At 63.5% G+C, this 26,078-nt stretch carries 26 protein-coding genes and 1 pseudogene; 15 read left to right on the top strand and 12 right to left on the bottom strand.

Annotation, left to right across the window (positions count from 1 at the left end):
* Nucleotides 1-66 precede the first annotated feature (66 nt).
* The 4 genes from M1248_RS07055 to M1248_RS07040 all read left to right on the top strand — a co-directional run bounded on the left by M1248_RS07055 (nt 67) and on the right by M1248_RS07040 (nt 3,207).
* Nucleotides 67-525, top strand: coding sequence for a transposase (locus M1248_RS07055; RefSeq protein WP_131822210.1), 459 nt, complete (start codon nt 67-69; stop codon nt 523-525).
* A 218-nt stretch (nt 526-743) separates the two neighbouring features.
* The gene (locus M1248_RS07050; RefSeq protein ID WP_070953156.1) at nt 744-1,580 is read left to right on the top strand and encodes a TIGR04255 family protein; all 837 of its coding nucleotides are present in this window, start codon (nt 744-746) and stop codon (nt 1,578-1,580) included.
* Complete coding sequence (locus M1248_RS07045; RefSeq protein ID WP_043985060.1) at nt 1,577-2,329, top strand: hypothetical protein; 753 nt, start codon at nt 1,577-1,579, stop codon at nt 2,327-2,329. The genes M1248_RS07050 and M1248_RS07045 overlap by 4 nt, the downstream gene beginning before the upstream one ends.
* Before the next feature lie 83 nt (nt 2,330-2,412).
* Nucleotides 2,413-3,207: a hypothetical protein gene (locus M1248_RS07040; protein WP_070953155.1), complete on the top strand. Its 795-nt coding sequence runs from the start codon at nt 2,413-2,415 to the stop codon at nt 3,205-3,207.
* A gap of 308 nt (nt 3,208-3,515) precedes the next feature.
* On the opposite strand, the gene M1248_RS07035 is transcribed toward M1248_RS07040, so the two are convergent.
* Together M1248_RS07035 and M1248_RS07030 are read right to left on the bottom strand one after the other, a co-directional pair.
* The gene (locus tag M1248_RS07035) at nt 3,516-4,313 is read right to left on the bottom strand and encodes a hypothetical protein (RefSeq protein WP_067992214.1); all 798 of its coding nucleotides are present in this window, start codon (nt 4,311-4,313) and stop codon (nt 3,516-3,518) included.
* A 485-nt stretch (nt 4,314-4,798) separates the two neighbouring features.
* Entirely contained in the window at nt 4,799-5,485 is a 687-nt protein-coding gene (locus M1248_RS07030; protein ID WP_067992211.1) for a TetR/AcrR family transcriptional regulator, read from the bottom strand.
* Between the two features lie 155 nt (nt 5,486-5,640).
* On the opposite strand from M1248_RS07030, the gene M1248_RS07025 reads away from it, so the two are divergent.
* The 3 genes from M1248_RS07025 to M1248_RS07015 all read left to right on the top strand — a co-directional run bounded on the left by M1248_RS07025 (nt 5,641) and on the right by M1248_RS07015 (nt 7,307).
* A complete protein-coding gene (locus tag M1248_RS07025) occupies nt 5,641-6,099 on the top strand; it encodes a PaaI family thioesterase (protein ID WP_218620378.1) in 459 nt (152 codons plus the stop codon).
* A complete protein-coding gene (locus tag M1248_RS07020; protein WP_067992207.1) occupies nt 6,096-6,767 on the top strand; it encodes a TetR family transcriptional regulator in 672 nt (223 codons plus the stop codon). The genes M1248_RS07025 and M1248_RS07020 overlap by 4 nt, the downstream gene beginning before the upstream one ends.
* A 75-nt stretch (nt 6,768-6,842) precedes the next feature.
* The gene (locus M1248_RS07015; RefSeq protein ID WP_062655118.1) at nt 6,843-7,307 is read left to right on the top strand and encodes a DUF6188 family protein; all 465 of its coding nucleotides are present in this window, start codon (nt 6,843-6,845) and stop codon (nt 7,305-7,307) included.
* 47 nt (nt 7,308-7,354) lie between these two features.
* Here M1248_RS07015 and M1248_RS07010 read toward each other — a convergent pair whose 3' ends face one another.
* The gene (locus M1248_RS07010) at nt 7,355-8,404 is read right to left on the bottom strand and encodes an LLM class flavin-dependent oxidoreductase (RefSeq protein ID WP_062655119.1); all 1,050 of its coding nucleotides are present in this window, start codon (nt 8,402-8,404) and stop codon (nt 7,355-7,357) included.
* Nucleotides 8,405-8,585: 181 nt separating this feature from the next.
* A complete protein-coding gene (locus M1248_RS07005; RefSeq protein ID WP_078281697.1) occupies nt 8,586-8,969 on the bottom strand; it encodes a PaaI family thioesterase in 384 nt (127 codons plus the stop codon).
* On the opposite strand from M1248_RS07005, the gene M1248_RS07000 reads away from it, so the two are divergent.
* Nucleotides 8,937-9,170 carry a hypothetical protein gene (locus M1248_RS07000; protein ID WP_162291742.1) on the top strand — a complete coding sequence of 78 codons (234 nt, stop codon included), beginning with the start codon at nt 8,937-8,939 and terminating at the stop codon, nt 9,168-9,170. The genes M1248_RS07005 and M1248_RS07000 overlap by 33 nt on opposite strands.
* 224 nt (nt 9,171-9,394) lie before the next feature.
* On the opposite strand, the gene M1248_RS06995 is transcribed toward M1248_RS07000, so the two are convergent.
* The 8 genes from M1248_RS06995 to M1248_RS06960 all read right to left on the bottom strand — a co-directional run bounded on the left by M1248_RS06995 (nt 9,395) and on the right by M1248_RS06960 (nt 17,857).
* On the bottom strand, nt 9,395-10,063 hold the full coding sequence (locus tag M1248_RS06995) for a transglutaminase-like domain-containing protein (RefSeq protein ID WP_043985051.1): 669 nt from the start codon (nt 10,061-10,063) through the stop codon (nt 9,395-9,397).
* Nucleotides 10,060-11,160 carry a BtrH N-terminal domain-containing protein gene (locus M1248_RS06990; RefSeq protein WP_067992202.1) on the bottom strand — a complete coding sequence of 367 codons (1,101 nt, stop codon included), beginning with the start codon at nt 11,158-11,160 and terminating at the stop codon, nt 10,060-10,062. The genes M1248_RS06995 and M1248_RS06990 overlap by 4 nt, the downstream gene beginning before the upstream one ends.
* A gap of 270 nt (nt 11,161-11,430) precedes the next feature.
* A complete protein-coding gene (locus M1248_RS06985; RefSeq protein ID WP_067992199.1) occupies nt 11,431-12,537 on the bottom strand; it encodes an NDMA-dependent alcohol dehydrogenase in 1,107 nt (368 codons plus the stop codon).
* A 45-nt stretch (nt 12,538-12,582) separates the two neighbouring features.
* On the bottom strand, nt 12,583-14,211 hold the full coding sequence (locus tag M1248_RS06980) for a fatty acid--CoA ligase (RefSeq protein ID WP_068001990.1): 1,629 nt from the start codon (nt 14,209-14,211) through the stop codon (nt 12,583-12,585).
* 36 nt (nt 14,212-14,247) lie between these two features.
* Nucleotides 14,248-14,658 carry an SCP2 sterol-binding domain-containing protein gene (locus M1248_RS06975; RefSeq protein ID WP_067992196.1) on the bottom strand — a complete coding sequence of 137 codons (411 nt, stop codon included), beginning with the start codon at nt 14,656-14,658 and terminating at the stop codon, nt 14,248-14,250.
* A 265-nt stretch (nt 14,659-14,923) separates the two neighbouring features.
* Nucleotides 14,924-16,126: an NAD(P)/FAD-dependent oxidoreductase gene (locus M1248_RS06970; protein WP_067992193.1), complete on the bottom strand. Its 1,203-nt coding sequence runs from the start codon at nt 16,124-16,126 to the stop codon at nt 14,924-14,926.
* Nucleotides 16,123-17,514, bottom strand: a complete 1,392-nt coding sequence (locus M1248_RS06965; RefSeq protein ID WP_011895434.1) for a cytochrome P450 — start codon at nt 17,512-17,514, stop codon at nt 16,123-16,125. Before M1248_RS06965 ends, M1248_RS06970 begins: the two co-directional genes overlap by 4 nt.
* Nucleotides 17,515-17,536: 22 nt before the next feature.
* Nucleotides 17,537-17,857: a 2Fe-2S iron-sulfur cluster-binding protein gene (locus M1248_RS06960; protein WP_011895435.1), complete on the bottom strand. Its 321-nt coding sequence runs from the start codon at nt 17,855-17,857 to the stop codon at nt 17,537-17,539.
* 122 nt (nt 17,858-17,979) lie between these two features.
* Here M1248_RS06960 and M1248_RS06955 point away from each other — a divergent pair.
* From M1248_RS06955 to M1248_RS06925, 7 genes and pseudogenes are all read left to right on the top strand, one after another.
* Nucleotides 17,980-18,994 (top strand): annotated as a pseudogene (locus tag M1248_RS06955) (helix-turn-helix domain-containing protein).
* Nucleotides 18,995-19,215: 221 nt separating this feature from the next.
* Complete coding sequence (locus M1248_RS06950) at nt 19,216-20,724, top strand: carboxylesterase/lipase family protein (RefSeq protein ID WP_067992190.1); 1,509 nt, start codon at nt 19,216-19,218, stop codon at nt 20,722-20,724.
* Nucleotides 20,725-21,110: 386 nt separating this feature from the next.
* Nucleotides 21,111-21,878: an enoyl-CoA hydratase/isomerase family protein gene (locus M1248_RS06945; protein ID WP_011895438.1), complete on the top strand. Its 768-nt coding sequence runs from the start codon at nt 21,111-21,113 to the stop codon at nt 21,876-21,878.
* 2 nt (nt 21,879-21,880) lie between these two features.
* Entirely contained in the window at nt 21,881-22,693 is an 813-nt protein-coding gene (locus tag M1248_RS06940; RefSeq protein ID WP_011895439.1) for a TIGR03084 family metal-binding protein, read from the top strand.
* Complete coding sequence (locus M1248_RS06935) at nt 22,690-24,426, top strand: acyclic terpene utilization AtuA family protein (RefSeq protein ID WP_067992188.1); 1,737 nt, start codon at nt 22,690-22,692, stop codon at nt 24,424-24,426. Before M1248_RS06940 ends, M1248_RS06935 begins: the two co-directional genes overlap by 4 nt.
* Before the next feature lie 413 nt (nt 24,427-24,839).
* Entirely contained in the window at nt 24,840-25,502 is a 663-nt protein-coding gene (locus M1248_RS06930; protein WP_011895441.1) for a TetR/AcrR family transcriptional regulator, read from the top strand.
* Nucleotides 25,462-25,806: an adenylate cyclase regulatory domain-containing protein gene (locus tag M1248_RS06925; protein ID WP_078281695.1), complete on the top strand. Its 345-nt coding sequence runs from the start codon at nt 25,462-25,464 to the stop codon at nt 25,804-25,806. The genes M1248_RS06930 and M1248_RS06925 overlap by 41 nt, the downstream gene beginning before the upstream one ends.
* Nucleotides 25,807-26,078 lie beyond the last annotated feature (272 nt).

Raw genomic sequence — 26,078 nt, 5'->3', positions numbered from 1 at the left:
GGCTAGCGGCGTCGGCACCATCGGGCAGAATCTGGACCAGGTCCCTCAACGGGAGGAGTGGTCTTCGTGAGCACGCAATTCGACGCGATCGTCCAGGCGGTCATCCACGACTGGCCTGACTACGGGTGGTCAGGCCAGTTGGAGGCGGCCATCAAGCAGCTGTATCTGTCAGATCTTTCTTATCCAGCAACATGGTCCAGCGAACGCCGCGAGGAGTTCGCAGAGCGCCACGCCGGCGACGATGCGCTTCTTCTCACCACCTCGTTGGACGATCTCATCGATACCGTCACAGATCGCTATGCGCGCGATCACGGAGTTCTCCCCCATCGTGACGATGCGACCCTGCTTCTCGAAGCGGCGCGACGAGACGCAATCGACGAACTGGAGCTCCGCTTCGTGGCTGACCTACCTGCCGAGATCGCCGCGTTGACAGCCCACGGTGTTGGAAGGGCAAATGGCTCTCTGACGGCGTGCGGGCCGGCCCAACGGCGGCAGAGCAGCACACTGCGCCTAAGCCGTCCTTAGGTAGGTTCCGTTTTGCGGCGGCACCATCCGCTTCGAAATGGCCTTTCGCACTCCCGTGTCGACAGACGAGATGCGATCGAGCGGCGCATAGATCCCTTGAAGCCGCGTTCGCTATTTCCGGACCGGGGGCCGCTGCCTCTCCTGCTCCTCATCTCTGACGATAGCGCCTACACTTGTCGGTAGGTGCATCTAAGGTGCATCTCTATGGACAGGACAGTATGACCATCGATCCACACACACTTCGCCCAGCTGAGGACGTTCCATTGGGGGGGCTGCCCTCGGCCGATCCGACCCTGCTCGGAAACGCTCCCCTCGAAGTCGCAGTGATCGAGATCCGGTATACCGCCCGTACCGACGAGATCACACCGGAGGTCGCCGCTGCTTTCCGGGACGACCTTGTGGAGAACACGGGGGTGGACTTCCCGAGCATTCAACCCACCGTCCAACAGCAGATGAGGATCGACTTCGGGGCCAACGGCGTTTCCCAGGTGGCAGCGGAGTCCAGTGGGTGGCAAATTGCTTCCGCGGACGGAGCACACGTCACGCTCATGCCCGACATCCTGATCATGCAGGTCAACCGCTACGAGCGGTGGCGTACCAGCATGAAGGCTCCGCTAACCGTTCTGGTCGAATCTCTCGGACGGTTAGTCAAGCCATCGTTGGTGCACCGCATCGGTCTGCGGTACGTCGACCGCTTCCATGACAGTGGGTTCAACTCTGCAGAGGCTTGGCGTGGCCGGATCGACGACACCCTTCTGGGCCCTGTGCTTAACCCAGTGTTCGGCGGCAGTGTTCGAGGTGCTCAACAGCAGGTGGAGATCCGGCTTGATGATCATCACGGCGCGTTGCTGCGGCATGGACCAGTTCGCGATGATTCGGGCAAGTGCGTGCAGTATCTACTCGATACGGACGTGTTCCGCCACTCCTCATTCACGTTCGACGTGCGAGAGGTCGTCATCTCAGCGGAGCGGCTGAACCGCACTTCGTTGTCACTTTTTCAGGCGTCGGTTACCGATACCTACCTGAAAGAGCTTCGAGAAGGGAGCGCGAAATGACGATCATGGAGCAGCAGCCGACCGGCTCCCGCGTGCTCCGGTCACCTTCCTGGGCCCGAGCACAAAAGGGCCTGTACCCGGCCCCTTGCGAGGACGGACTCTGGTCCAGCACGTTCGTGGAGATGAGTTCATCGCCGGGGTTGCGGGATGTCGTCGCGCATTTCTCTGGAGCCCTCGACCCGTGCGGATGGGATCAGGTTCGCGTCGAAGTTTTCAAGAGTCTCGACGGGCAGATGAACCTTCCGGGCTCGGCGCTGTGGTTGACGATGCCGTATACATTCATCGATACGGTGCTGTCCGACGAGCAACAGGTCGACGAGACGGTCGATGTTCTTGATGCCTTCGAACGAATCCGAGCCGAACTGGGCCTAACGCAGAAGGAGATGTTCAAGGCCACCGGCATCAACAAGCGCACGTTCCACTCGTGGGCGGCAAAGCCCCCCGCCAGCCGGCCCCGTGTAGCCAGCTTGGGTGGACTGTGGGAGTTGGCGGACGCCGTCGACGACCTCCGCAGCACACTGGACCAGCCGATGAACAGGTGGCTGCGTGCCGACAAGAAGCGAGCCTCCGCACTACTCGACGGCCGGTTCGACGACCTCGTTGACCTGGCTGTGGATCGGACGCCGTTCCCTCGGCGAGAGATCGGCACTTCGGTATACGAGGGGATCGCCGAACACGTCGAGACACCGATCATTCGAACCGGTGGTCCGGTGGTGACCGAGAACGTCGAGGACGGATTCGCCCGGTGACTATTGATCGACTCCTGCCGGAGCGATGGCCCCCGCACACGCTTCTCGCTCTGGAGCGGTGGCGGCAAGGGCATCTTCTCCCGATGGATCGCGGCGCATGGATCGTCCCAGCGTGGGTAGACGACCCTGTAACCGGAGAACCCGCTGCCGATGGAGCGTTGGGTGAGGTGCGTGCTCGGTCAGCACCATTGAGTGACAGCGGGTATGCCGCGGTGGTGTCACAGACCTGCGACATTGCGGGCGGTCCCGGGATGCGGCATCCGCTGGTGCAGGCATGCCCGGTACGCGACATCTCAGTCTTTTCGACGGAGAAGGTCCAGCAGATCAAAGACCATCAGCTCTCCGACTACGTCTGGCTAAGTGAGCCTCCGGTTCCTGGAGCGGTTTGGGCCGTGGACCTGCGCGCGATCGTTCCGGTCAGCAAGGGTTTGCTCGCTGCGCAGGAACCGGTCGTGGGGTTCGCCTCGATTGAGGACGAGCTCATTCTCGGACAGCGCCTTGCCAGCAAACTTGGCCGGCCTGCTGTGCACGATGCGCTTGCCGGTCCGGTATTCGAAGCTCTGCGCAAACTCATTTCGAAGGCGAAGAAGTCGCAGGACTGGTGCGATGACGTCGAACAGCTTCGTTTGGAGATCGTCGAGGGGACCACACTGTATCCGAAGCGTGTGCGACTACTCGTGCTGACAGACGTCCGCTTCGGACCGTCGGAGAAGAAACCGCTTCGCGACGAATGGAAGTCCCATCGGAAGTCATTGAACGCCGCCGGGATTACTTGGGAACCAATCCATTTCCTCACGGTCGACAAATGCCCCGTGCGACTCTATCGCGCGTCGGTACCCATCGAAGCGCCGACTCTCGAGCGCGGACGGTTTGCATAGACCCACTCGGGGTGTCCGCCTCACCAATCGCACAGCTGATTTCGGACAGGGTGGCCCCACGTACCTATCGAAGCACGCCGCGGTCCGCTCCCGGCCGGATCGCGGAGTCAGAAGGCAGGTTACGAGCGACTGCGCTCACTGGCGACGGATCCGCCCTAGGGCGCTCGGCAACGCCGATGCCGATGTTGCGCAGGACGCACATCGATTGCCTGGCGGGTTATCTGCCACGTGACCCAGGTTACGCAGCGCGCATCACGCGGGCACAACGGGCGTTGACGACCAGATGATCGATACGGTTGCTGAGCCGTTCAGGCGCGATACGGATAAACAGCTTTGGCGAGATCACGCGCCGCCGTCAGAGTCGCTCGGTCGAGGTCCTTGTGCCGTGCCCGTTCCGTGAGCCTCGCTAGCAGCGTGCACAGCGCCCGCTCGTCCCGGGAGGCAATGTCTGCGGCGTCGAGCGCGCTGACAGGGACAGGAGCCGGTGAATCTTCAGGCGTCAGGGCGAGGTCGGTCGCGGAACCGGCCCTCGGCACCTCGACGACGCGGATCGGCGTTCCGTGGCGCTCGGCAGCCATGCGTGCAGCAGATGAGTCGCGCCGACACGTGTCCGAGCAGTAGAGCCGGCAGCGTCCGCGACGTGGCCTGTCTTCAGGATCCATCATCAACACATCGCATCGCACGCACCGCGGCCACTCCGTGTCCACACGAGCGTCGCGCCATGCATCAGCGCGCGCAGCCGGTTGCTTCTTAACGGCTTTCGCCGCCTTGCTGCGCAGCAGCGCGCGTATCTCTCTGACATCAACACCGACCAGCTCGGCGATAGCCGCCAACGTCGCGCCACGTTCCCGCATGTCCTTGATCGATGCACAGGCTTCCGCGTAATAGCGGCTGCGCCTGCGCTGCGCCTCCGCCTCCGCTTGCTGGCGAGACTGCGCGACGCGACGGGCCTGCCATTCGTCCACATCCTGCAGGCGTCCGATCAACGCCCGAACGGCGGTCGCGTCATCGGCGTTGGCACGGTCCTGCTGCGCTCGCACTTCGTTCGCTCGGCGTTGCGCCTCGACGGCGCGACGACGCGCCTCCAGTTTCGACACAGCAGTCATGTCGACAACCTACGAAGCAACACGAGGTTTCGTCCACGACCACAGCCACATTCGTCTCAGTTCCGCGCGTCGCTCAGCGTCACTTCCGATGGCGCGCCCCGGCCGCTGTCGTCACTGCCGAGTAACCCGCCCCGCTTGCCACCAAGCCATCCCTGCCAGCCAGTTCCTCCAATTCCGACACACCTCTTGCACTCTGGGGCCAGCACGATCACTTTTCGTCGGACGATAAACACGCATCGATCCGCAATGCCATTGACGAAAGTGCTACGGGGTCTCAACGCGAGCAACCGCACTGCGAACGCTGAGGCGGTTCACGTCGCCTGGCCCGACATAGTCGTCGTGGGCATGCCTGCGATCTGCGTGCACGGCCCCTAGCGAGTGACGGCGAACATTTCGCCGGTGCCATCGCCGACGTGACTGGAGTGCAGAGGAAAGTTCGAAGACCAGCCAGACTGGGCGCAGTGAAACTCGTTGCCGCTAGAGGGCTATGCGAGCGGTCGCCCTGCATGCAGACTGGCGGCCTTCACGCGCTTGGTCTCGCCATCGTCGCTCTTGCAGTGGGCGGCGAGAAAGCCATCGACGAGGTTCTCGCAGTCGTCGTGAGTGATGCCGCGAATCCCGGTCATCCGGGCAAACGCCAGTGGGCCGACCAGTTGGCACAGCGCCAGTTCTCGGTCGAAGTTCTCCAACTCGGCTTGCGCCGTCGGGCTAGAGAGTATGGCGTCGAACGGTTGCCGGTACTGGTCGACGACTCGGGCCCGCAACGCGCCGGATGTGTGTCGATCATCGGCTTCGTTCGTCGGGCCGGTGGGACCAAGGGACAGCCATGCCAGCGTCGTGACATGCAGTGGCGCGTCGTTGAAAAGAGCGGCTTGGCGGCTTAGCAATTCGATCAACTGGTCACGCAGAGGGCCGCTGGTCGGTACCGGAGTCGCCACCTGGGGAAGCAAGCGTTCGAACGTGGCTGCGAGCAGGTGCGACGAACTTTGGAAATGGCGGTAAAGCGTGGTTCTGGCCACTTTGGACGCTTTGGTGACGGCATCGATCGTGACGGCTTCCACGCCGCCAGTGCTCAGAAGGGTCGCGGCTGCATCCAGCAGTCGATTTCGAGACCGGATTCGCCGCGGGTCCACGTCATCGTCAGGGACCGGCGCTGGCTGACTGTCGCTCACTCATTCACCTCGGCGGTCGATTTCACGCGATGCTGTCCTGGCAGTCTAGCAGTGTGGTACTAACGGTATCGAAGCGAAACCGATAGTATTGGAGCGTGATTGTGCCGGAAAGCGCGTCGCTGCCGAAGCGGTTACCTTCGCACACGACAACGTGCATGGGTTGCGGCCCCGACAATCCCCACGGACTGCAGTTGGTGGTGCACCGCCGCGGCGACGCGGTGTACTCCGACGTGATTTTCGACGAGCGCCACATCGGGGCTCCTGGGCTGGCCCATGGCGGAGCAGTTGCGGCGGCGTGCGATGACGTCTTGGGATTCACATTGTGGATCGCCGGCACACCAGCGGTGACTCGCAGCCTGACAGTGGAGTATCTGCGGCCGGTACCTCTGCATCAACCCCACAGGATCACCGCCCACATCCGGTGCCGCGAAGGACGGGCTCTGCACGTCATGGCGACGGGCACTGATTCCGATGGGGCCAACCGCTTCACCGCCACTGCGGTATTTGTCGCGGTCAGCCAGGATCACTTCGCTGCGCACGGCGACGTCAGTGCTTTTGGCGGCCTTCTCGAACAGTTCTCACGTCACGGCGGCCTCGACGACGGGCGACCATGACGCTCCCCCTTTCTCGCAGCCATGGCAAAACCCGACCGCTGGAGGCAAAATCAGCCGGCGGCCGGACGCGGACCGCTGTAGCGCCCGCCTCGCATTCATCCACCCAGCGCCGGGAAGCGATTCTGGACGCGGCCCTGCTCGTGGCCACGTCAGGTGGCTATGAGGCGGTTCAGATGCGGTCGGTCGCCGAGCGGGCCGGTATCGCCGTCGGCACGCTCTACCGCCACTTCCCGGCGAAGACCAACTTGTTGGTGGCGGCGCTATCGCGCGAGTTTCGCCGACTCGACTCGGCTGACGACTGGGCTAGCGGTGACGGCACGCCATTGGAACGGCTCGAACGTCTCACCACACACCTACATGACCGCTGGCAGCGCGATCCCTGGCTGACATCAGCCATGACACGAGCGTTCGCCGTTGCAGACACCCGGGCAGCCGCAGAACTAGACTGCGCCGCCGCCGAAATTCAGACCCTGCTGGCCCGCACGCTCAGGGGCGGCGAACCGACTCCAGCCGATTTACACATCGCCGCGATCATCTCCGACGTGTGGCTGGCCAACCTCGTGGCCTTTTGTGGCCACCGAGCGTCGGCCGCCGATACTCGCGAACGCATCGACCTGGCCACTCGGCGCGTGGTGACCAGCCGCGCACGACCCGCGGAAACCGCATAACGATACTAGTAGTATCGCAGCGCTACCTGAAGTACCCTTAGGGCGAGGCTCGATGACGCGGCGAAGGAGAGTGCCATGTATACCCAATGGATCGAAAATTGTGTCGTGCAACGCGTCTCCGTGCGCGACGGCCTGGTCCTGGACCTGGACGACTACAACGAGATTGTCATCTCGTGCCCCTTGCTGCTGACACTGCCTGCGGTCGACCCGTATCCCGCAGAAGCGGTACGCATCGATCCACTCAAGATCGCGACTGACGAACGCCCGTTGTTGAACCTCGCCGGCGCGGTGTGCACTCAGGCCTGGTCCGGCGACGATGGAGGGCTACACCTGAGGTTCTCGCGTGGACACAGCATCGACGTCGACCCCGATTCCGAGGAAACGGCATGGGAGTTGTACGGCAAGCGCCACGGCTACATGGCATGCCTACCCCGGGGGCGGGTACGCGTGGTCCGCCACGACCTCCCCGACAGCGACGACGCCAACATCCTCAACAACGCCGCACAACCGTCGGCGGGGTCGGCGCGACAGACGCACTAAATGCGACCGCGGACGGGGACGGGTCAACTTCGGCGGCAATGCGTGGATCAGATTGAACGTGGACCGGACTGCCCTGGCGACATCGAGGCGGGCGAGCATTCCCGAATGATGCTGTCGAGGTTTTGCTGCACGCGCTCGGGAGCGATGCCAACCGATGGTGAATACAGCATGATGTGGTCGAGGACGCCGTCGTAGCGTCTCAGCTGTTCACGGACCTCGTGTGCCGTCCCCGCGACGCCCATGGTGTCGATCATCTCCTCGGACACCGCGGCGAACATCGCCGGGAAATCGCGCTGGGCGAATGCTTCCCGGATGGTTCGGCCTTCGCTGGCGAAGCCGTTCACATCAAGTACCGTCTCGTAGGATTTGACCGAGGAGTAGAACGCAATCTGCTGCGCCAGTTCGCGCCTGGCGACCTCGGCGTCGTCGTGGATGGCGCACATCACCATGGAAATGATTTCCACGTCATTGGGGTCGCGGCCGGTGTGCGCGGCACCCCTGGCGATAGCGGGCCGGACGATCTCCTCGACGTAGGTGGTGGTGAACAGGGGATGTCCGGCCAGCCCGTCGGCCACCCGCCCGGCCGCCTCGCACATCCGAGGCCGGACACCGGCGGTGACGATCGGGATCGGCCGGCTGGAGGGTCCCACGTCGCCGGTCGGCGTGAGATTCATTCTGTAAAAACGACCCTCGTGATGGATCGGGCCTTCATGCAGGTTCCATATCCGGCGCAGCAGCATCACGAGTTCTTCCATCCGCAGCGCGGGCGCGGAGGTGTCGGGCACGCCGTGCCAGTCGCTCATCATCCGCTTGGTGCCGTTGCCGATGCCCAGCACCAGCCGTCCGTTGGAGAGTTCGTCGAGATCACGCGCCTCGGTGGCCAGCACCAGGGGGCTTCGGCCGACGCCGTAGAGAATGGAGGAACCGATCCGGCAGTTCTGTGTGCAGTTGGCCATCGCGGCCATGGAGATCGAACCCGACCGGGAGTAGAACTCCGAGGCCCATACGGCGTCGAACCCGGCCGCATCGGCGGCGTGTGCGGTCTGGGCCAGTGACTTCAAATCCGCGCCGAGAACCGACAGGCCGTAGGTGCTCATGACCGGTCTCCTGTGCGCGGGCGCGGGCCGTCGAATACGACGGCGCTGACCCGTGGCCGCCGTCTGGTGGAGGTGATCCTCGGCGACCAGGTACATGAGTGCGTTGATGATGTTTGCGTCGAGCGGGGTAAGAGACGTGGAACGCGCGCGGCCAGCCGTGCGCCACCTCCAAGGCTGGTGCTCAGCATCTTCCCTCCCTGGGTGACCGCACAATGCAGGGTGTCGAAGTCGCCTTCTGTATGGAACTAGTGAAGTGCGCCATCGTGACGACGACGAATAACCCTGAGGCGGACGCGACTAGCTGACCGGTAGTCTCCTCGCGCAATTCTGTCCGGACTTCGAGTTTCCGGCCGGTCTTGGACACCAGCTCCGCGCTGACCTCGTAGGGGACCCCCAGCAACACCGGCGCGTAGAACTCGGTATCGAACCTGCGGGTGACGGCCATCTCACCGACGACGTACAGCAACATGCCCACCATGTCGTCGAGTACGGTCATGACTGCGCCGCCATGTGCGATACCGGGTGCGCCGCGATGTCTGCCGTCGAAGATATGCCTGGCACCCACCCCGTCGCCATGCCGACGCGCTCGCAGGCGATGACCGTGCGGATTGTCTGTGCCGCAACCAAGGCACCACGGGTGGTGCGCATCAAGGTAGTCGCCGTCGGCGGCGACAGCACGATCCTGAAAGCTATGCCACCATGCGATGGCCGAATCTTCTTCCGCTTGCTCTTCGATGACGAAACCCTCCTAAATAGACCCTCGTAGCGCGTGGTTCACCACACGACTGAAGAATTGCGCCGGCGTCGACTGGGCTGATCGCCGGTAGATATGTATGTAGGACTCGTTAGCCCGCCGAGATCATCGCTGCGACACACCTTCCGATTAGGACACTGTCGGCTATCTGGTCCTGCCCGTAATCCCTTGGACTGCAGTGTATTCATAGCCGGCCAGATCGCGTCACAATGAACTGGCACACAGTCCGCAGCGCCTCACAACTCCTGGGAGAAGGCGTCACGCTGGGCTCCAGCGCCAGCCATGAGCGGGCCGTACCGGTGATGCAACTCTGTAACGATGTCGGTGAAGGGGAGATCGTGGTACCAACCGCGGTCGTTGAGGTACTCCATGTGTTGGCTTCCCCCACCGTCGTAGGCATGGAGGAGCGCATCGGTGTGGCCGTCGAAGTCGATCGGAGGTACACCGAATCGCGCGCAGAGCTCGGCATTGAACGCCGGAGTGGCCTTCACCCAGCGGTTGTTGAGTTGTAATTCGCTATATCCGTGGTAGACGAACACGTCGGTACCTCCCATCCGGGCACGCAATGTGGTGGTCTGCAGATGGTTGCGCACGTCCGCGAATCCGAGCCGGGCCGGAATGCCCGCCGCACGAGCTGCCGCGGTCAGCAGCACCGCCTTCGGTATGCAATACGCCCTCGACGCTGTCGCTACATAGCTCGCCCGATAATGCTCGGGATCGTCGTCGGTGCTATAGGGATCGTACCAAATCCTGTCCCGCACAGCGGTGAAGATCAACCTCGCCTTCTGCACAGGGTCACGAACGTCACCGACCGCGTCCTCGGTGAAGCGCTGTACATCGTCGTGCTGCCAATCGAGGAACCCAGTTGTCTCCAGGAAACTCGATTCGTTTGAAGTGTCGCTCACAGATAGCCTTTCAGATAAGCCTCGAGGCCGGTATCGACAGTGCCAACGGATCGACTGGCCGTTTCGAGGGCTTCGACGAGGCGTGTTTCGGAGTCCGGGATCGTCGCGGCGATTTTGGCCGCAGCGAGACTACGACTCCGTAGCGATGTGCCGGCATCGGTGGCTGCGGCCGCAAGCTCAGACCACGCTTGGGAAGCGTGTCGGGCCGCGGCCGCCGCTTCGGCTGCGGCGGCGTCCCCGAGGAGATCGGCGATATTCTGGCAACCTTGTGCTTGCAGCATACGAAAGAGCCCGCCACCGGTTCCGGCTTTCTCGATGAACGCCCCGAGCCCGAACAATGCCGCGGTCAGGGCGTCGTCATCAAACACCGTTGGCCAATGCCGTACGTCATCGGCGAACTCCTGCACACCCTTCAAACCGGAGGCCTCGACTTCAGCTGCCTCGATGCGCAGTAGCGGCGCACCTACGGCACCGCCGCGCATGAAAGCTGCGCTCGCGGCTAATGCAGTGGCGGCAATCGGCCCAAGGTCGGGCACTCGCTCCGGCCAGTCGACGTGATATGTGGTGTGCCGGGTCGGTGTAGGGAACCCTACCGAGGACCGCGCCCGGCGCAGGTCGTCATAAGCCACCGTTTGGGTGGTCTCGCGGTCATTATCGACCACATAGGCAACCCCTTGTTCGTCATCATATCCGGTGATGACGATGTCGTGACGGCTCATGTGCAATCGGACGCGCAGGTAAGGAAGTTCGCCGATGTCAGCCCAGACCATGACGGGTCGGCCCTTGTCGACTTCGTCGGTAACAAATGACCATCCCACGTCTGCGTCATCGGTCGATCGCACTACGCAGTTTGCACCAACTCGGGAGAGGTAGTCTTTTTCCAGGTCGCTTCCTCGTCCTACCAGGTAGATCTGGGGAAACAATTGCGTAGAGCGGACGTACGAGAAGTCCAAGGCTCCGCCGAGGGTGAAGACCAATCCTTCACTGAGTGTTTCTGTCCCCCATCCTAGTTGTGCCCATTCAGTAAGGTCACGCAGCGCACCGGAACCACAGTGCCCTCCTCTCCTGTGGGGATAGGGAATTTCAATCCTCGCCATCGCCGCTTCCTCTCTTGTCCAATAGCACTGTTAAGACTCATCGAAAGCTACGTTCCATCAAGGCGTCGCGGCTGGCGGTAGGTGCCAGAACTGGTCGACCGCAGCCAATCTCACCCGCGCAGCTCGACCGCCTATGACTATGGGAAACATTGCTTTCGATCGCTATCCGCATCAAAGCGTCAACGGTGAGAGCCCCTGACCCGCAGCATCGCCATCGTTGTACTGAGCTCGCTTGGTGCCGTTTTGCGCTTCCCTGCTTTCGGTGCTCTGTCAGAATCGGATGAGTCCTCGGATGTTGCGGCCTGACCGCATGTCGTCGTAGCCCTCATTGATCTCATCGAGGGTGTACTCACGGGTGATCAGCTCGTCGAGTTTGAGTTGTCCGGAGTTGTAGAGTTCGACGAGCCGCGGGATGTCGTGGGCGGCGTTGGACGAGCCGTAGAGGGCACCGCGGATCTGCTTTTCATACAGCGTTAATTCCAGCAGCGAGCCCGACATCGACGTGTCTTCGGGGTGTCCGATCGCGGTAATGACCACACGGCCGCGTTTACCGACCAGTGATAGCGCCTCAGCGGTGTAGGCCCCTTCGGCGACGTCGGTGGTCAAGACGCAGACGTCGGCGAGTTTGCCACGGGTGATGTCGCTGATCAGTGACCAGGCCTCATCGATGGTGGCAACGGCATGCGTCGCGCCGAAACCGCCAGCTTGTTCGCGCTTGAACTCCACTGGGTCGACAGCCACGATGGTCAACGCGCCAGCGATGCGGGCGCCTTGGATCGCATTCATGCCGATGCCGCCGGCGCCGATCACGACCACGGTATCCCCGGCGCGCACGTCACCGGTGCGTACCGCCGAGCCGTAACCGGTCGTGACACCGCAACCGATCAAGGCCGCCTTGTCCAACGGTGTCCCGTGGTCAACCTTGACCAAGGAGGCCTTCGGCACCACGGTGTATTCCGAGAACGTGCCCAGCAAGCACATCTGGCCGACATCCTCGCCGCGGGCATGGAAGCGGTAGGTGCCGTCGATCTGGGGTCCCATCATGATCGCCGCACCCATGTCGCACAGGTTTCCCATCCCGCGCGCGCAGTAAGAGCAGTGCCCGCAAGACGGCAGGAACGTCAGGATGACCGAATCGCCCTCGGCCAGGTCCTCGACACCTGCACCCACCTCGACCACGGTGCCGGCGCCTTCATGACCACCGACGACGGGCAGCGGAAACGGCAGATCACCGGTCACCAGGTGTTCGTCTGAATGGCACAACCCGCTGGCGGTCAACCGGACCAGCACTTCATCCGCACCGGGCGGATCCAGCTCGATCTCATCAACCTCCCACTTCTCTCCCAAGCCCCAGAGCACGGCAGCGCGTGTTTTCATGTGTGTCCTCTCCTCAACGTCGGTGCTTCCGTAGCAGTGGATGGTTCACGCCAGCGTCTCGACGGCGAGCTCACCGTCGGCATGCTGGCGGCGCAGCTTCTTCTTGTCGAACTTGCCAGTAGACGTCAACGGAACGTCGGCGACGAACGCCCACCGTTCCGGTAGCCACCACTTGGCCACCCGTGCACGCAGGAACTCAGTCAACTCCGCAGCGGTGGCGGTGCAGTCAGCGGCCAGGACCACCACTGCCAGCGGCCGTTCCTGCCACTTGTCGTCGGGCACTCCAATCACCGTGGCGGTGCGTACTGCAGGGTGAGCGGCCAACTCGTTCTCCAATTCCACCGAGGAGATCCACTCCCCTCCAGACTTGATCACGTCTTTGGCGCGGTCGGTGAGAGTGATGAACGCATCGGCGCTGATGGTCCCGACATCCCCGGTGCATAACCAACCGTCCGGCGACACCGCCGGACTGTCATGCTCGTAATAGGACTGAGTGATCCACGGGCCGCGGATCTGAATCTCCCCCACCGACAGTCCGTCCCAAGGTTGTTCTGCACCGCTGTCATCAACGATGCGCGCCTGCACACCGGCCACTACCCTGCCTTGGGTTCCCCGCAGGTAAAGGGACCTCTCCGGGGTGTCGGTGTTCCGCGGCAGAGCGACCGCAGCCAGCGGGGAGGTCTCAGTCATCCCCCAGGCCTGCACGATTCGGATGCCCAGTTCGTCATAGGCAGTCATCAACGACCTCGGAACCGCCGAACCACCGCACGCCACCATCTCCAGCGAACTCACGTCGTGGCCGGGATTGTCGCGCAGGTAGTGCAAGACATCGGTCCAGATCGTCGGCACAGCGCCCGCCATCGTGGGCCGGGCCGCCTCGATCATCTCCACCAATGGCCCCGCCTGCAGGAAACGGTCAGGCAGCAGAAGCTGCGCCCCCGCCATCATCGCCGCATACGGCAACCCCCAGGCATTAGCGTGGAACATCGGAACGATCGCCAACACCGTGTCGTCATGACCGATGCCCAAGGCGTTCGAGGTGCACGCCGATTGAGAGTGCAACCACGTCGAACGGTGGCTGTAGACAACGCCTTTCGGGTGCCCGGTAGTACCGCTCGTGTAGCACATCGCTGCGGCCGACTGCTCGTCGACGTCGGGCCAGTCGAACGTGCTCGGCTGGGCTGCCACCACATCGTCGTAGCGAAGGACGTCCTTTCCGCAGCCCTGCACTGCGGTAAGATCACCCGTGCCGGTCACCAGCACCGTGCGCACCGAGGTCATCGACGGCAACGCCGCCGCCAACAGGTTCAGCACCGTACCGTCGACGATGATCACCTGATCTTCGGCATGATTGGCGATCCACGTCAGCTGTTCAGGTGGCAGCCGCAGATTCAACGTATGTAGCACCGCACCCATCGACGGCACCGCCGCGTAACAGTCCAGGTGCTCCTGGTTGCTCCACTGCAGCGTCGCGACACGCTCGTCTCCACAAATGCCTATCTCGCGCAACGCATTCGCCAACCGCGCCGCACGCTGCCCCAACTCATGATACGACACCCCAGAGATCTGTTGGGGTCCGCGTGCGGTCAACACCTCGCGATCGCCATGGACTGCCGCAGCATGGGCCACGATCGCGGGCACCGTCAACGCAACGTCCTGCATCGTGCTCCTCATCGAGAGCCCGCCCGACAACCCTTGATGAGGCGACGGTCACGCATCGATGAGGTCCTGCCGATCCTGACTCTGCAGCATCAACCGGTACTCGGGGAACAGATTCTTGGCCTGCGGAATCAACTTGATCAACTTCGGCACCGGGCCCTTTGCGCGCACCGTCCCCTTGGCCATCGCCATCGTCAGGTTCACCTTGCCCAGCCAGAACTTGTTTCCAGTGTCCGCCGACATGAACAACTCCACGTTGGGCACCGCGGTACTGGCCGCTCCGGTCTCCACCACCTTCTTCGGCATGTCCACCGTTACCACCGCGTCCGGATCGGTGTAGTGCACCCGTAACACCACACCCGAATTTGCGAGCTTGTCCGCCAGTCCCTCCTTCTCCAAGCCCCGTTGAAAGATCCCACCCAAGAAGGCATAGACCTCGTCCTCGTCCTTGAATACCGCCACCGTCAATCTCCACCAATCTCGTTGTCAGAACAGAACAGTCGCGAGCATCGACTCAAGACGATGCTCCCCCCGCAAAAATCGTCACGCCTGTTGGCGACCTCCACTAGCTTCTGATGCGCTGCGGTAACACCGCCGAGGTGCCCGGCGGCATCCGCTAGCCAGTCCCCGCGGCCAGCGGAGTTGGATGGCGGTTCTCGCTGACGTTCGTCTCCGACACACGCGTCGCAATCGCAGTCGCCGTCCCATCGCCCATGCAGCCATGACCTCAGACCGAGCCGGCGAGCATGAGTTCGGCCCGTTCGACGGGGACCTGCTGCGTAATGACCCGCTTGCTGAACATGAAGTCGCGGGGGCGATTGATGCAGTCGGCGGCGATGAGCTCGCCGGCACGCAGGTAGAAGCAGGTGAAGTCGCGGTCGCGGGTCGGGTCGCCGCTGAGGACCACCTCGTCGTACCCGGTGTTGAGACCCGCGATCTGGAGCTTGAGGTCGTATTGATCTGACCAAAACCAAGGCAGCGCTGATATCTTCTTGGACTTCCCGCACAAAGTCGCCGCCGCGACTTTGGCCTGCTCGGCCGCACTGGGCACGGACTCCAGACGTATACGGCGGCCGTAACGAGCCATGTCGTGGCTGACGCAGTCCCCGGCGGCCATGATGGCGGAGTCGCTGGTCTGGGCTTGGTCGTCGATCACGACGCCGTTGTCGACGACCAAGCCCGCGGCAGCGGCGAGCTCGGTGTTCGGCTCAACGCCGATGCCGACAATGACGAGGTCGGCGGAAATCGATTCGCCACCGGCCAGGACTACTTCGCCGACTTTGCCGTCGCCAGACAGAGCCTCGACCCGCGCGCCCGTCTGGATGTTGACGCCCGCCTCCCGGTGGATCCGGTCGAAGAACGCCGATACCTCCGGGGCGGTCACCCGTTCGAGGACGCGCTCCGTCGCCTCGAGCACGGTGACCTCTAGACCCAACGCACGCAAGGAGGCAGCCGTCTCCAATCCGATGTAACCGCCGCCGATGATCACGGCTCGACGCCCCGGTCTGGTGGCGTCTCGGATCATCTCGACGTCCGCCGCGGTGCGTAGGTAGAAGACTCCGGCCAGGTCGGCGCCTGGGGTGGAGAGCCGACGGGGGCGCGCGCCCGTGCACAGCGCGAGCCTGTCGTAGGGCAGCACCTCGCCGGTGCTCAGCGAGAGGTGACCCGCTGCGCGATCGATTGCCTCCACCGTCGCATCCAGAACTTCGATTCGCAGCTTTGTGTAAAACTCGGCGCTGCGGATCGCGAGCTTGTCGACTGTGCAGTTCCCGGCCAGATATGCCTTCGACAGCGGAGGGCGTTGGTAGGGCGCTGCCGATTCATTGCCGACGAGGACGATCTCGCCGTCCCATCCTTCTTGACGAAGGCTGGCCGCCAGTTGGGCGCCCGCGTGGCTGGCGCCCACGATGACCGCTCGATGCAAAGTCATGCGCCGGCTTTCGGGGTGAGGCGGACCATCAGCTTGCTGATTCCCCTGACGAAGTTGGATTGCACGTATTCGGGCTCACCAATGACCTCGATCTTCTCGAAACGAGGAAGCAGCTCCTCCCACAGGATCCGCAACTGCATCTCGGCCAACCGGTTGCCCATACAGCGGTGGACGCCGAACCCGAAAGAGATGTGGTTGCGGGCGTTGTCCCGGTCGATGATGAAGTCGTCGGGCCGATCGAATACGCGCTCATCGCGGTTTCCCGATGCGTACCACATCACGACCTTGTCACCCTTGCGAATGAACTGACCATTCAGCATGGTGTCGGCCTTGGCGATCCGGCGCATGTAGGCGAGTGGCGTCTGCCATCGGATAATCTCGGAGTTCATGTTGGGGATCAGGTCGGGATTTGCTTTCAGCTTCTCGAACTGGTCCGGGTAGCGGTTCAACGCGAGAACGCCGCCGCTCATCGAGTTCCGGGTCGTGTCGTTGCCTCCGACGATCAGCAGCAGAAGGTTGCCCAAGAACTCCATCGGCCGGTCGATCAGGTCTTTGGTGCTTTCATTGCTCTGCAGCATGGTGATCAGATCGAACCCAGGCTCTTCTCCGGCACCGGTCCGGGCCGCCTTGTCGTGCCAGTGCCGGCTGAGATCTCGGGCCATGGCGCGCATGCCGACGAACGTCTCGTCAAGGTCCGAGGGACCGCCGTTGGTTTGCTCCATCGAGGTTGCCAGATCCGACCACTCGACAAGCTTGCGACGCTGCTCGTACGGAAAGTCCAGCAGGGTCGCAAGCATTCGAGCGGTCAGCTCGATCGAGACGTCGTGAACCCAGTCGAACGGCTGATCCACGGGGAGGTTATCCAGCACCTCCCTTACGCGCGAGCGAATCAGACCCTCCATTTCCCGTAGGTTCTTGGGTGCGACCACCCCTTGGACAGCCGCCCGCTGCAGGTCGTGGCGTGGTGGATCCATCGCGATGAACATCTTGATATCCAGGAAGCGGGGCGGCACCCCGATGACGATCAATGGCTCAGCGGAGAAGACCTCATGATTCTTGTCGACGGCCACGATGTCGGCATGCCGGGTGACGGACCAAAACGGGCCGAAGGCACTGTGCCGCTGATAATGGACCGGAGCTTCGTTACGCAGGCGCTCGTAGTATGACTGCCAGCGCCCCTGGCGATAGAGAAAAGGATTGCTGAGATCGATGTCGGCGAGTTCGACCTCCTCGGCCGGCGGAATAGGACGCTCTACAAAGAGTTTCTTCCCGTTCGTACCGGTCACCCAACGCCGAGTTTTGTCGTAGGCGTGTGCACCTTGAATCTGCAGGTCGATCGGGATGGTCGCCTGAACTTTCTCGGCGACCTTTTCAGAGATTTTTACCATGTTTGACCACTTCCCTTCGTCGTCACATCTGGAACTCCGGCAGATGGACGATCAAGCCGTCCCATGCCTCGGAGGCCGTCATCTGGCAGGACAGCCGAGAGGTCGGCTGACGCTCGGGGTTCATCGCGAGCATCTCCTCTTCGCCGACGCCGGAGGAGCCGACCTGATCGGACCACTGCGGATCGACGACGACGTGGCAGGTACCGCACGCCGCTTCGCCTCCGCAGTCGCCGTCGATGCCAGGCACTGCATTGTTGGTCGCGACCTGCATGAGTGACTGGCCTTCATCGAGAGGCACCTGGTGCTTGTCGCCGTCGTGGGAGACAAAAGTGACAACGGCCATTACCGACTCCTCTTAAGTTGCCCTGAATGTGAATACTTGTTAACAGGATTGTCCAATCCGAGCGCTTCCGCTATGTTTGCGCGGATCAGGAACTTGTGGATTGGGCTCAGGGGGCACGATCGGTGAAGTTCAGCAACGCCGGTGTGCCTCCGGTCGCGTTCGTGCAAATGCTGGAGAGCCAGGCACTCGACCCGGACGCCGTCGCGCGGCTTCGCACCATCATGGCGCGCGAGGGAACCGACGAGGCGACGCTGATGCAGCACGATGTCCAGGCGCCACTGCGGTGGTTTCGCGATCTGTACCCCGATCTAGACGTCGACCGGGCAACCCTGCTCGGCTTCTCGTTTGCAGGACAGGCACAGTTGACATCTTTCGGCCCGTTGAGCGTCCCGCTGGTCAGCGCAGGCTCGGTAGCCGAGATCGTCGAGCTGCTCACCTAGTCTACCGTTGATCACCACGGCGATCAATGCACAATTCCGTCCAAACGACCAAGGTCTCACCGTCGGGCTCTGGGGGCACACAGGCGATCGGGCCCTGGACTGCTTAGCAGTCACATATACCGGCTCGGCGTTGTTACGACTGCTGGACATGCTCGTCAGTGACGCGCTGACCGTCACGCTCCACTTGAGTTGGTCAGCGCCGGTCTCCCTGAACAAACTCGCGGCAGAGATGGTACTAGCCGGGCGCCTGTTCTTTGACGCACCGATGTCCTACCTTCATGTTCCCGTCAACGCGCTCAATGAAGTGTGCCGGTTCTCCGATCCCCTTGCGTATCGACTCGCCGTCGCCGAGCTGAGGCGGACCCTCGACGAGCAGAGCGGAGCCACGTCCTTCTCCAAGAAGGTGAGACGGTTGTTGGACGAGGATCCCGGACAGCGAAGTTGCCAGCGGGTCGCAGACGAACTCTCGGTATCCACCAGCACACTCAAACGCCGGCTCGCCGAAGAGGGCACCACGTTTCGCGAGTTGCGCCAGTCGTGTCTGCGGGAGAGCGCGATGATGCTGTTAATCACCCGATCAATGTCGGCAAGCCAGATCGCGACCGAGCTCGGATACGGCGATCTTGCTAACTTCTCACACGCCTTCAAGCGATGGACCGGCCGCTCTCCGAGCGAGTACCGACGCTCACAACGCTGAGGATGTCCCCGCACGCCCGGAGATAGCCGGTCATGGGTAGCTTCTTCTTCTGAAAAGAAGTAACCGGTGCTTAAGAATCAGCCACGACGTCACCGAACGGCCGTGGAGGCCGCTGACCGAAGTCGAGTGAGTCATCAGTAGCAGGCCAAACCGTGCCCGACACGGCGACTGAACGGCAGAGCCGGGCGCTGGTGTGAATAGTCATTCGCTATTGTCGATACATGCCAGCGAAGACAGTCCGCACCGAACTCACCTCGGGCGCCATCGAAGGATTCACGCGGGACGGCGTCAATCGCTGGCGTTCCATTCCCTACGCCAAGCCACCAGTCGGCGCGCTGCGGTTCAAGGCTCCCCAGCCGGTCGAAGCGTGGGACGGCGTCCGACCCTGCCACCGATTCCGCTACTGCGCTCCACAGCCCCGCCGATACACCATCGTCGGTCCGGGCAAGTTCCAGCCCATGAGCGAGGACTGCCTCACCCTCAATGTCGTTGCACCCGACGGCGGCTCGGACCGACCTCTGCCCGTGATGTTCTTCATTCACGGCGGGGCGTACTTCCTGGGCAGTTCCGCGACACCGATCTATGATGGCGCGTCGCTTGCCCGCAGCGGTTGCGTGTACGTATCGGCAAACTACCGCCTCGGCGCGCTAGGGGCTGTCGACCTGTCGTCGCTGTCCACCGCAGACATCCATATTGACGACAACCTCTACTTGCGTGACCTCGTGTCGGCGCTCAGGTGGGTACGCGAGAACATCGCGGCATTCGGCGGCGATCCCGATAACGTGACGATCTTCGGAGAGAGCGCGGGCGCGCACGCCGTTACCACTTTGCTGGCCGTGCCAGCGGCGAAAGGGCTTTTCGCACAGGCTATCTCACAAAGTCCGGCCGGCGCGCTATCCCGCTCCCAGGAGCTGGCCGCGGAGTTCGCCGCCAAGTTCGCATCCATTCTCTGCGCCGACGAGCGGGAGCCCGCCCGCCTCCTGTTGGCGGCGCGTCCGGCTCAACTGGTGAATGCATTCGATCGCTTGCTCACCACGAGTGCATCGGACCTTGCTGGCGGTTACCCGGTGGGATGCACATTCGGAACCGACTATCTACCGTCCGAGCCCATTCAAGCGATGCGCGACGGCAAGGCGTACCGTGTGCCGCTGATCGTCGGTACGAACGCCGACGAGGGCCGGTTGTTCACTCGCTTCCTCAAACTCCTCCCGACGAACGAAGCCAAGATCGAAGCGTTACTAGCGGGAGCGGAACCCACCTGTCGCGAGCGAATTACTGCTGCCTATCCCGAATATCCGGCCCCCGATGCCTGTATCCGACTGGGGGCCGACTTCACATTCGGATCGACACTGTGGCAGCTCGCGGATTCCCACAGTCGGCACGCCCCCACATATCTGTACCGCTATGACTTCGCCCCGCGAACTCTGCAATGGGCCGGGCTGGGTGCCACCCATGCGACGGAGCTTCTTGCGGTGTTCGACGCCTACCGCACGCCGCTCGGTCGGCTACTCAGCGCCGGAGCCGATCGCCGCTCGGCCCTACGCGTGAGCGACGACATGCAAGGGCGCTGGGATGCTTTCGCACGCACCGGAGTTCCAGGAGACGGCTGGCCGCGCTACACCAGCGACGCCCGTCCGGTCCTCGTCTTCGATCGCGCTTCGCGAGTGGACAACGACCCCCACGCCGACCGCCGGAAAGCATGGGAAGGTTTTCAAGTCCTCGGACGCTGACGAGCGGTTCCCCGCGGCGACGCATGCGTTCACAGCATTTGGCACCGATTGTTTCTGGGAGCCAAGGGTGAAACGGTGGCAAGGAGCACCTCCGGCGTGCCAATCCCAAAAGGCCGAAGAGGGCCACATTCTTGCCGAGGACTTGACGTACGAATGCAACCCCGTGTTGCGGCCTTGGGATCCGATCTCGTCAATCGCTCGAACCGAATGCGGCCGACGAGGTGGCGAACCCAACATTTACGGAGCTGGCCACGCCGGTCGGGTTGCGCCGCCGGACGCAACGCGTTCGCTCACCAACTGGTCCTCGCGACATTCTGCCGGGTAACGTACTGCGAGTGAACGAGCCCTCACATCGGGAGGGCGGGTGCCGATCAGGACGGGGATTGATGAGCGAGGAAGCGATCACCTACGAGGTCGTCGACGGGGTGGCCTGGTTGACGATCAATCGCCCCGAGGCACGGAACGCGCTCAACGGGGCGGTCCGGCAGGGACTGTTCCACAGCGTTCACCGCTTCAACGCCGACGACTCCGCCAAGGTTCTGGTGCTGACCGGGGCAGGCGATAAGGCGTTCTGCGCCGGAGGGGACCTTAAAGAGATGGCGGAGACGGCGCTCACGGTTCCGCCGCCAGACTTCGCGCCGCAATTCGGGCGCAACATCCAGGTCGCCAAGCCGACCATCGCCGCGGTGAACGGCGTCGCCTTCGCCGGCGGATTCCTACTGGCCCAGCAGTGCGACCTCGTCATCGCAGCCGAGCACGCCAGGTTCGCGGTCAGCGAGGTCAAGGTAGGCCGCGGCTCGCCATGGGCTGTCCCGCTGTCGTGGCTGCTGCCGCCGCGGATTGCGCTGCAGATTTTGATGACCGGCGACCCGATCACTGCCGAGCGCGCCCGCGAGGTAGGCATGGTGAACGAGGTCGTGCCCGCAGCGGAGCTGCGGGTACGAGTTCAGGAGATCGCCCTGCGGATCGCTTCCAACGCACCGCTGTCCGTACTCGCGGCAAAAAAGACCGTATACCTCTCCGCAGCGCACCACCTGACGGAGGCCTACGCCCACGCCGACCAGATATGGGAGCCGGTGTACCTCAGCGCCGACGCGCTAGAGGGTCCCGCCGCGTTCCGCGAGAAGCGCACACCGGTTTGGAAGGGACGTTAGACGTGGCCGTGCCGATGGAGTCCTTGATCACCGACATCGGGGCGGAAACGGCCGAGCTGTGGTCACTGATCGCCGAGCTGCCCGAGGGGCAAGCCGGGTGGGACGCGCCCACCCCCGCGGCAGGCTGGGCGGTCCGCGATCAGATCAGCCATCTTGCGTTCTTCGACGACGCCGCGGTGCGCTCAGCCACCGACCCCGAAGGGTTCACGGCCGAGGTGCTGCCCATGCTCGCCGACGGCCGGATCTCCCCGGACACCATCGCCGAGCGCTACCGGCCGATGCCGACAGCGGAGCTGCTGTCCTGGTTCGACGGCGCGCGCCGCGCCCTCGTCGCTGCCTTCGCAGCGATCGACCCCTCGATGCGGGTGCCGTGGTTCGGCCTCCCCATGAGCGCGGCTTCCTCGCTGACCGCGCGGATCATGGAGACCTGGGCGCACGGTCAGGACATCGCCGACGCGCTGGGAGTGACCCGTGTGCCCTCGGCCCGGTTGCGCCACGTCGCCCACATCGGCGTGGGAGCGCGGGCGTTCAGCTACATGGCCAACGGCCTGGAGGTGCCCGAGGAACCCGTCCGTGTCGAGCTCACCGCACCGGGGGGCACGCTGTGGACCTGGGGCCCCGACGGCGTGCCCAACCGGGTCACCGGCACTGCGCACGACTTCTGCCTGCTCGTCACCCAGCGCAGGCATCGCGACGACACCGCACTGCACGTCACCGGTCCGCTCGCCGACCAGTGGCTCTCCATCGCGCAGGCCTTCGCCGGACCTCCCGGTGGCGGGCGCACCGCAGGACAGTTCGACGGAGGTGTGTCGTGAGGGACCCGGTACGCATCGGAAATTGCTCGGGCTTCTACGGCGACCGGATCGCCGCGGCGCGGGAGATGGTCGAGGGCGGGACGGGCGAGCAGAGCATCGACGTGCTGTGCGGGGACTACCTCGCTGAACTGACGATGCTCATCCTGGCGAAGGCCCAGGCGAAGGATCCGGCGGGCGGTTACGCGCGCACGTTCCTGACCCAGATGGAGCAGGTGTTGGGCACCTGTTCCGACCGCGGTATCAAGATCGTGGCCAACGCCGGTGGGCTCAACCCGGCCGGGCTGGCCGTCAGATTGCGCGAGCTTGCGGACCGGCTCGGTATCACCGTCCGGATCGCCCACATCGAAGGTGACGACTTGCGCGGGAACCTCTCCGCGATCACCCCTGCGGTCGGTGAGGTCAAGCCGGTCTCGGCCAACGCCTACCTCGGGGGTTGGGGTATCGCCGAAGCGCTGGGTGCGGGCGCCGACGTCGTCGTCACCGGACGGGTGACAGACGCCTCGCTGGTCGTCGGCCCGGCCGCCTGGTGGCACGGGTGGGAGCGCACCGACTGGGACCGGCTCGCCGGTGCCGTCGTGGCCGGCCACGTCATCGAATGCGGACCACAGGCCACGGGCGGCAACTACGCCTTCCTCGACGAGATCACCGACCGTCGCTACCCGGGCTTCCCGATCGCGGAGGTGGCGGCCGACGGCTCGTCGGTGATCACCAAGCACGCCGACACCGGGGGGCTGGTGTCGGTCGGTACGGTCACCTCCCAGCTGCTCTACGAGATCGCCGAGCCGGCCTATCTGGGGCCCGACGTGGTGACTCACTTCGACACGATCTCGCTGGCCCAGCAGGCCGAGCACCGGGTGGCGATCACGGGTGTCACCGGCAGCCCGCCACCGGAGACGCTCAAGGTGGCGCTGAACGAGGTCGGGGGCTACCGGAACACCATGACGATGGTGCTCACCGGCTTGGACCTGGAGGCGAAAGCCGCGTTCGCGCAGCAGCAGCTGTTCGACATCCTCGGCGGCCGGGGATCCTTCGCCGAGGTCGACGTCCGGTTTCTGCGTTTCGACACACCGGACGCCCCCACCAACGACCAGGCGTGCGCGCACTTGCGGATCACGGTCAAGGACACCGACCCGCGCAAGGTCGGCCGGGCGTTCTCGAGCGCAATCATGGAGATCGCTCTGGCCGGGTATGCCGGCTTCCACACCACCACGCCACCCACGTCGGAGTCAGTGTTCGGCGTGTATCGCCCAGCGACCGTGCCCCGGTCGAGCGTGACGCAGGTCGTGGTGCTGCCCAACGGTGAGCGCCGGAGGATCGCCGATCCGCCGACCGGTAGCGTGCCGGCCGCGAAGGTCCGGGGCAGCGCGGCAGCCGCGCCGCCGACCGAGCCGACATGCCGCGCGCCGCTGGGCGCGGTTCTGGGCGCGCGGTCCGGCGACAAGGGCGGCAACGCCAATATTGGTCTCTGGGCCCGCGACGACGCCGGCTATGCCTGGGTGCGCGAGCACTTAACCGTCGAGCGACTGCGCGGGCTGCTCGGCCCGGAGGCTGCGCAGCTGCGCATAGAGCGATTCGAGCTGCCCAACCTGCGTGCGCTCAACGTTGTGGTGCACGGGCTGCTGGGGGAAGGCGTGGCATCCTCGACCCGGCCGGATGCCCAGGCGAAGGGCTTGTGCGAGTACCTGCGCTCCCGCATCGTGGACATACCGCAATCCCTTGTCGGCGCGACCTGACAAATCCCGAATTTGGAGTAGCCGGGCCACTCTGTCGACGTATCGCCAATCAAGTCGCCGTCCTCTGCCTGCTGCTTGACGTAGCCCCTTTGCCAAAGCCGTGTTGCCGAACGATGTGATGACGATCGGATGACGCCAACAGCGTCCGGCAGACGGAGAGATGGCTTTGTCCAGTTCCTTGCCGAACTGGACATCCAAAGAGGGCGCAGCGATCTGCCCACGCGGTTGCCGATCTTGGCCAATGAGCGGGCACATCCACGAATGGGGATCACACGCGCAGGCGCCAGCCACCTGCCACTGGGCGTCTACATTTCAACTCAACCTGGGATTGTGAGCAGGTGTTAACGTTCGTAGTGTAGCTCCCGGCGCTGCAGTGCTGCGCGAGCCCTGGTTGCGAGCGAAGGAAGGTAGTAGTGAACAAGGTGGTCGTTGCCGGACGTACCCGGGTCGGCGGCGAACGTCGGGAACGGATTCTCGCCTCTGCCACCGAGTTGATTGCCGAGCGGGGCTACCACGCTGTCTCCATGGCCGACATCGGCGTTGCATCAGGGGTTGTCGGGCCGGCCATCTATCGCCATTTCAACAGTAAGAGCGATCTACTGGCGGCCCTCTTCGAGCGAGTGGTGGACAAACTCCTTAAGCGTGCGACGGCGATCGTCGAGCAGTCCCGCGACGAGGCGGAGGCGCTGACCCTGCTGGTGTCAGACCAAGTCGCCTTGGTAATGGATCAACGCGAGCTGGCAATGGTGTATTACCGCGAAGTGCACAATCTGTCGGATCAGCACCAGAGCCGGTTGCGCCGAAAGCAGCGACTCTATCTAGAAGAGTGGGTACACCTCGTCGGAGAATTGCGGCCCGCGGTCGATGAGATTGAACTTCGGGCGATGGTTCATGGAGCGATCGGAGCCATTCAATCGATCTTGCACTACCGCGGCACTGGCCTGGCTCCCGAACAGACCTCTGCGCTGCTCGTTGCGATGGGTCACGCCGTGCTCGGCGTCCCCGCGTCGAGTCACCAGGTGCGCGGCGTGAACACTGAACCATCCTGTCCGCGTCCCGGTACGCCGCAGCACTAAGCAGGTCCAGGGTGTCAGCAACACACGAAGACGACCTCGCTCAGTATGTCTGCACGACGGTCTTGAGGGCGACAGCCGCCAGGAAAGGACTCATCTAATTGCCTGGCTGCATGCCCAGGGCTTCACGATTGATCAAAGCCGACTGGTGGCCCCAACCCCTCTCCTTCTTCCTACAAGCCGCGTACTGGGTGATGAGGGACGGTACGTCTCTCTGCGCGAGCTGAGCACGGAAACCGGAATCCAGACGAAACAGTCGCCATATTGCGGGCCCTCACGGAAGGCATCGGGCAGGCCACGGAGATGATGCGTGGCTTCGCGCGCTGAACATGTTGAAAGCTTCAGCCCGACGATTTGGAGAGGCTCGCGAATCGACTCGCGACTGCTGCGCGCGAGGCTGCCAACCCACCGGTTGAGATTCGTGAAACCCTCGGGGCGCGGTCATGCTGGTCTCATCACGACCGACGCCGCTGGTGACGACGATGCTGGACCTGATCGACAGCGCGTCAGCAAATGACCTGCCTTCCTTGAGGATTGGCGTGGCGTCCGGGTCAGCGGTCTCGCGCGCGGGCGACTGGT

It is taken from the genome of Mycobacterium sp. 29Ha, from assembly GCF_032883055.1.
Lineage (GTDB): Bacteria > Actinomycetota > Actinomycetes > Mycobacteriales > Mycobacteriaceae > Mycobacterium > Mycobacterium gallinarum.
The sequence above is the reverse complement of the archived record's forward strand: the minus strand, read 5'-3'. Positions and strand labels throughout refer to the sequence as shown.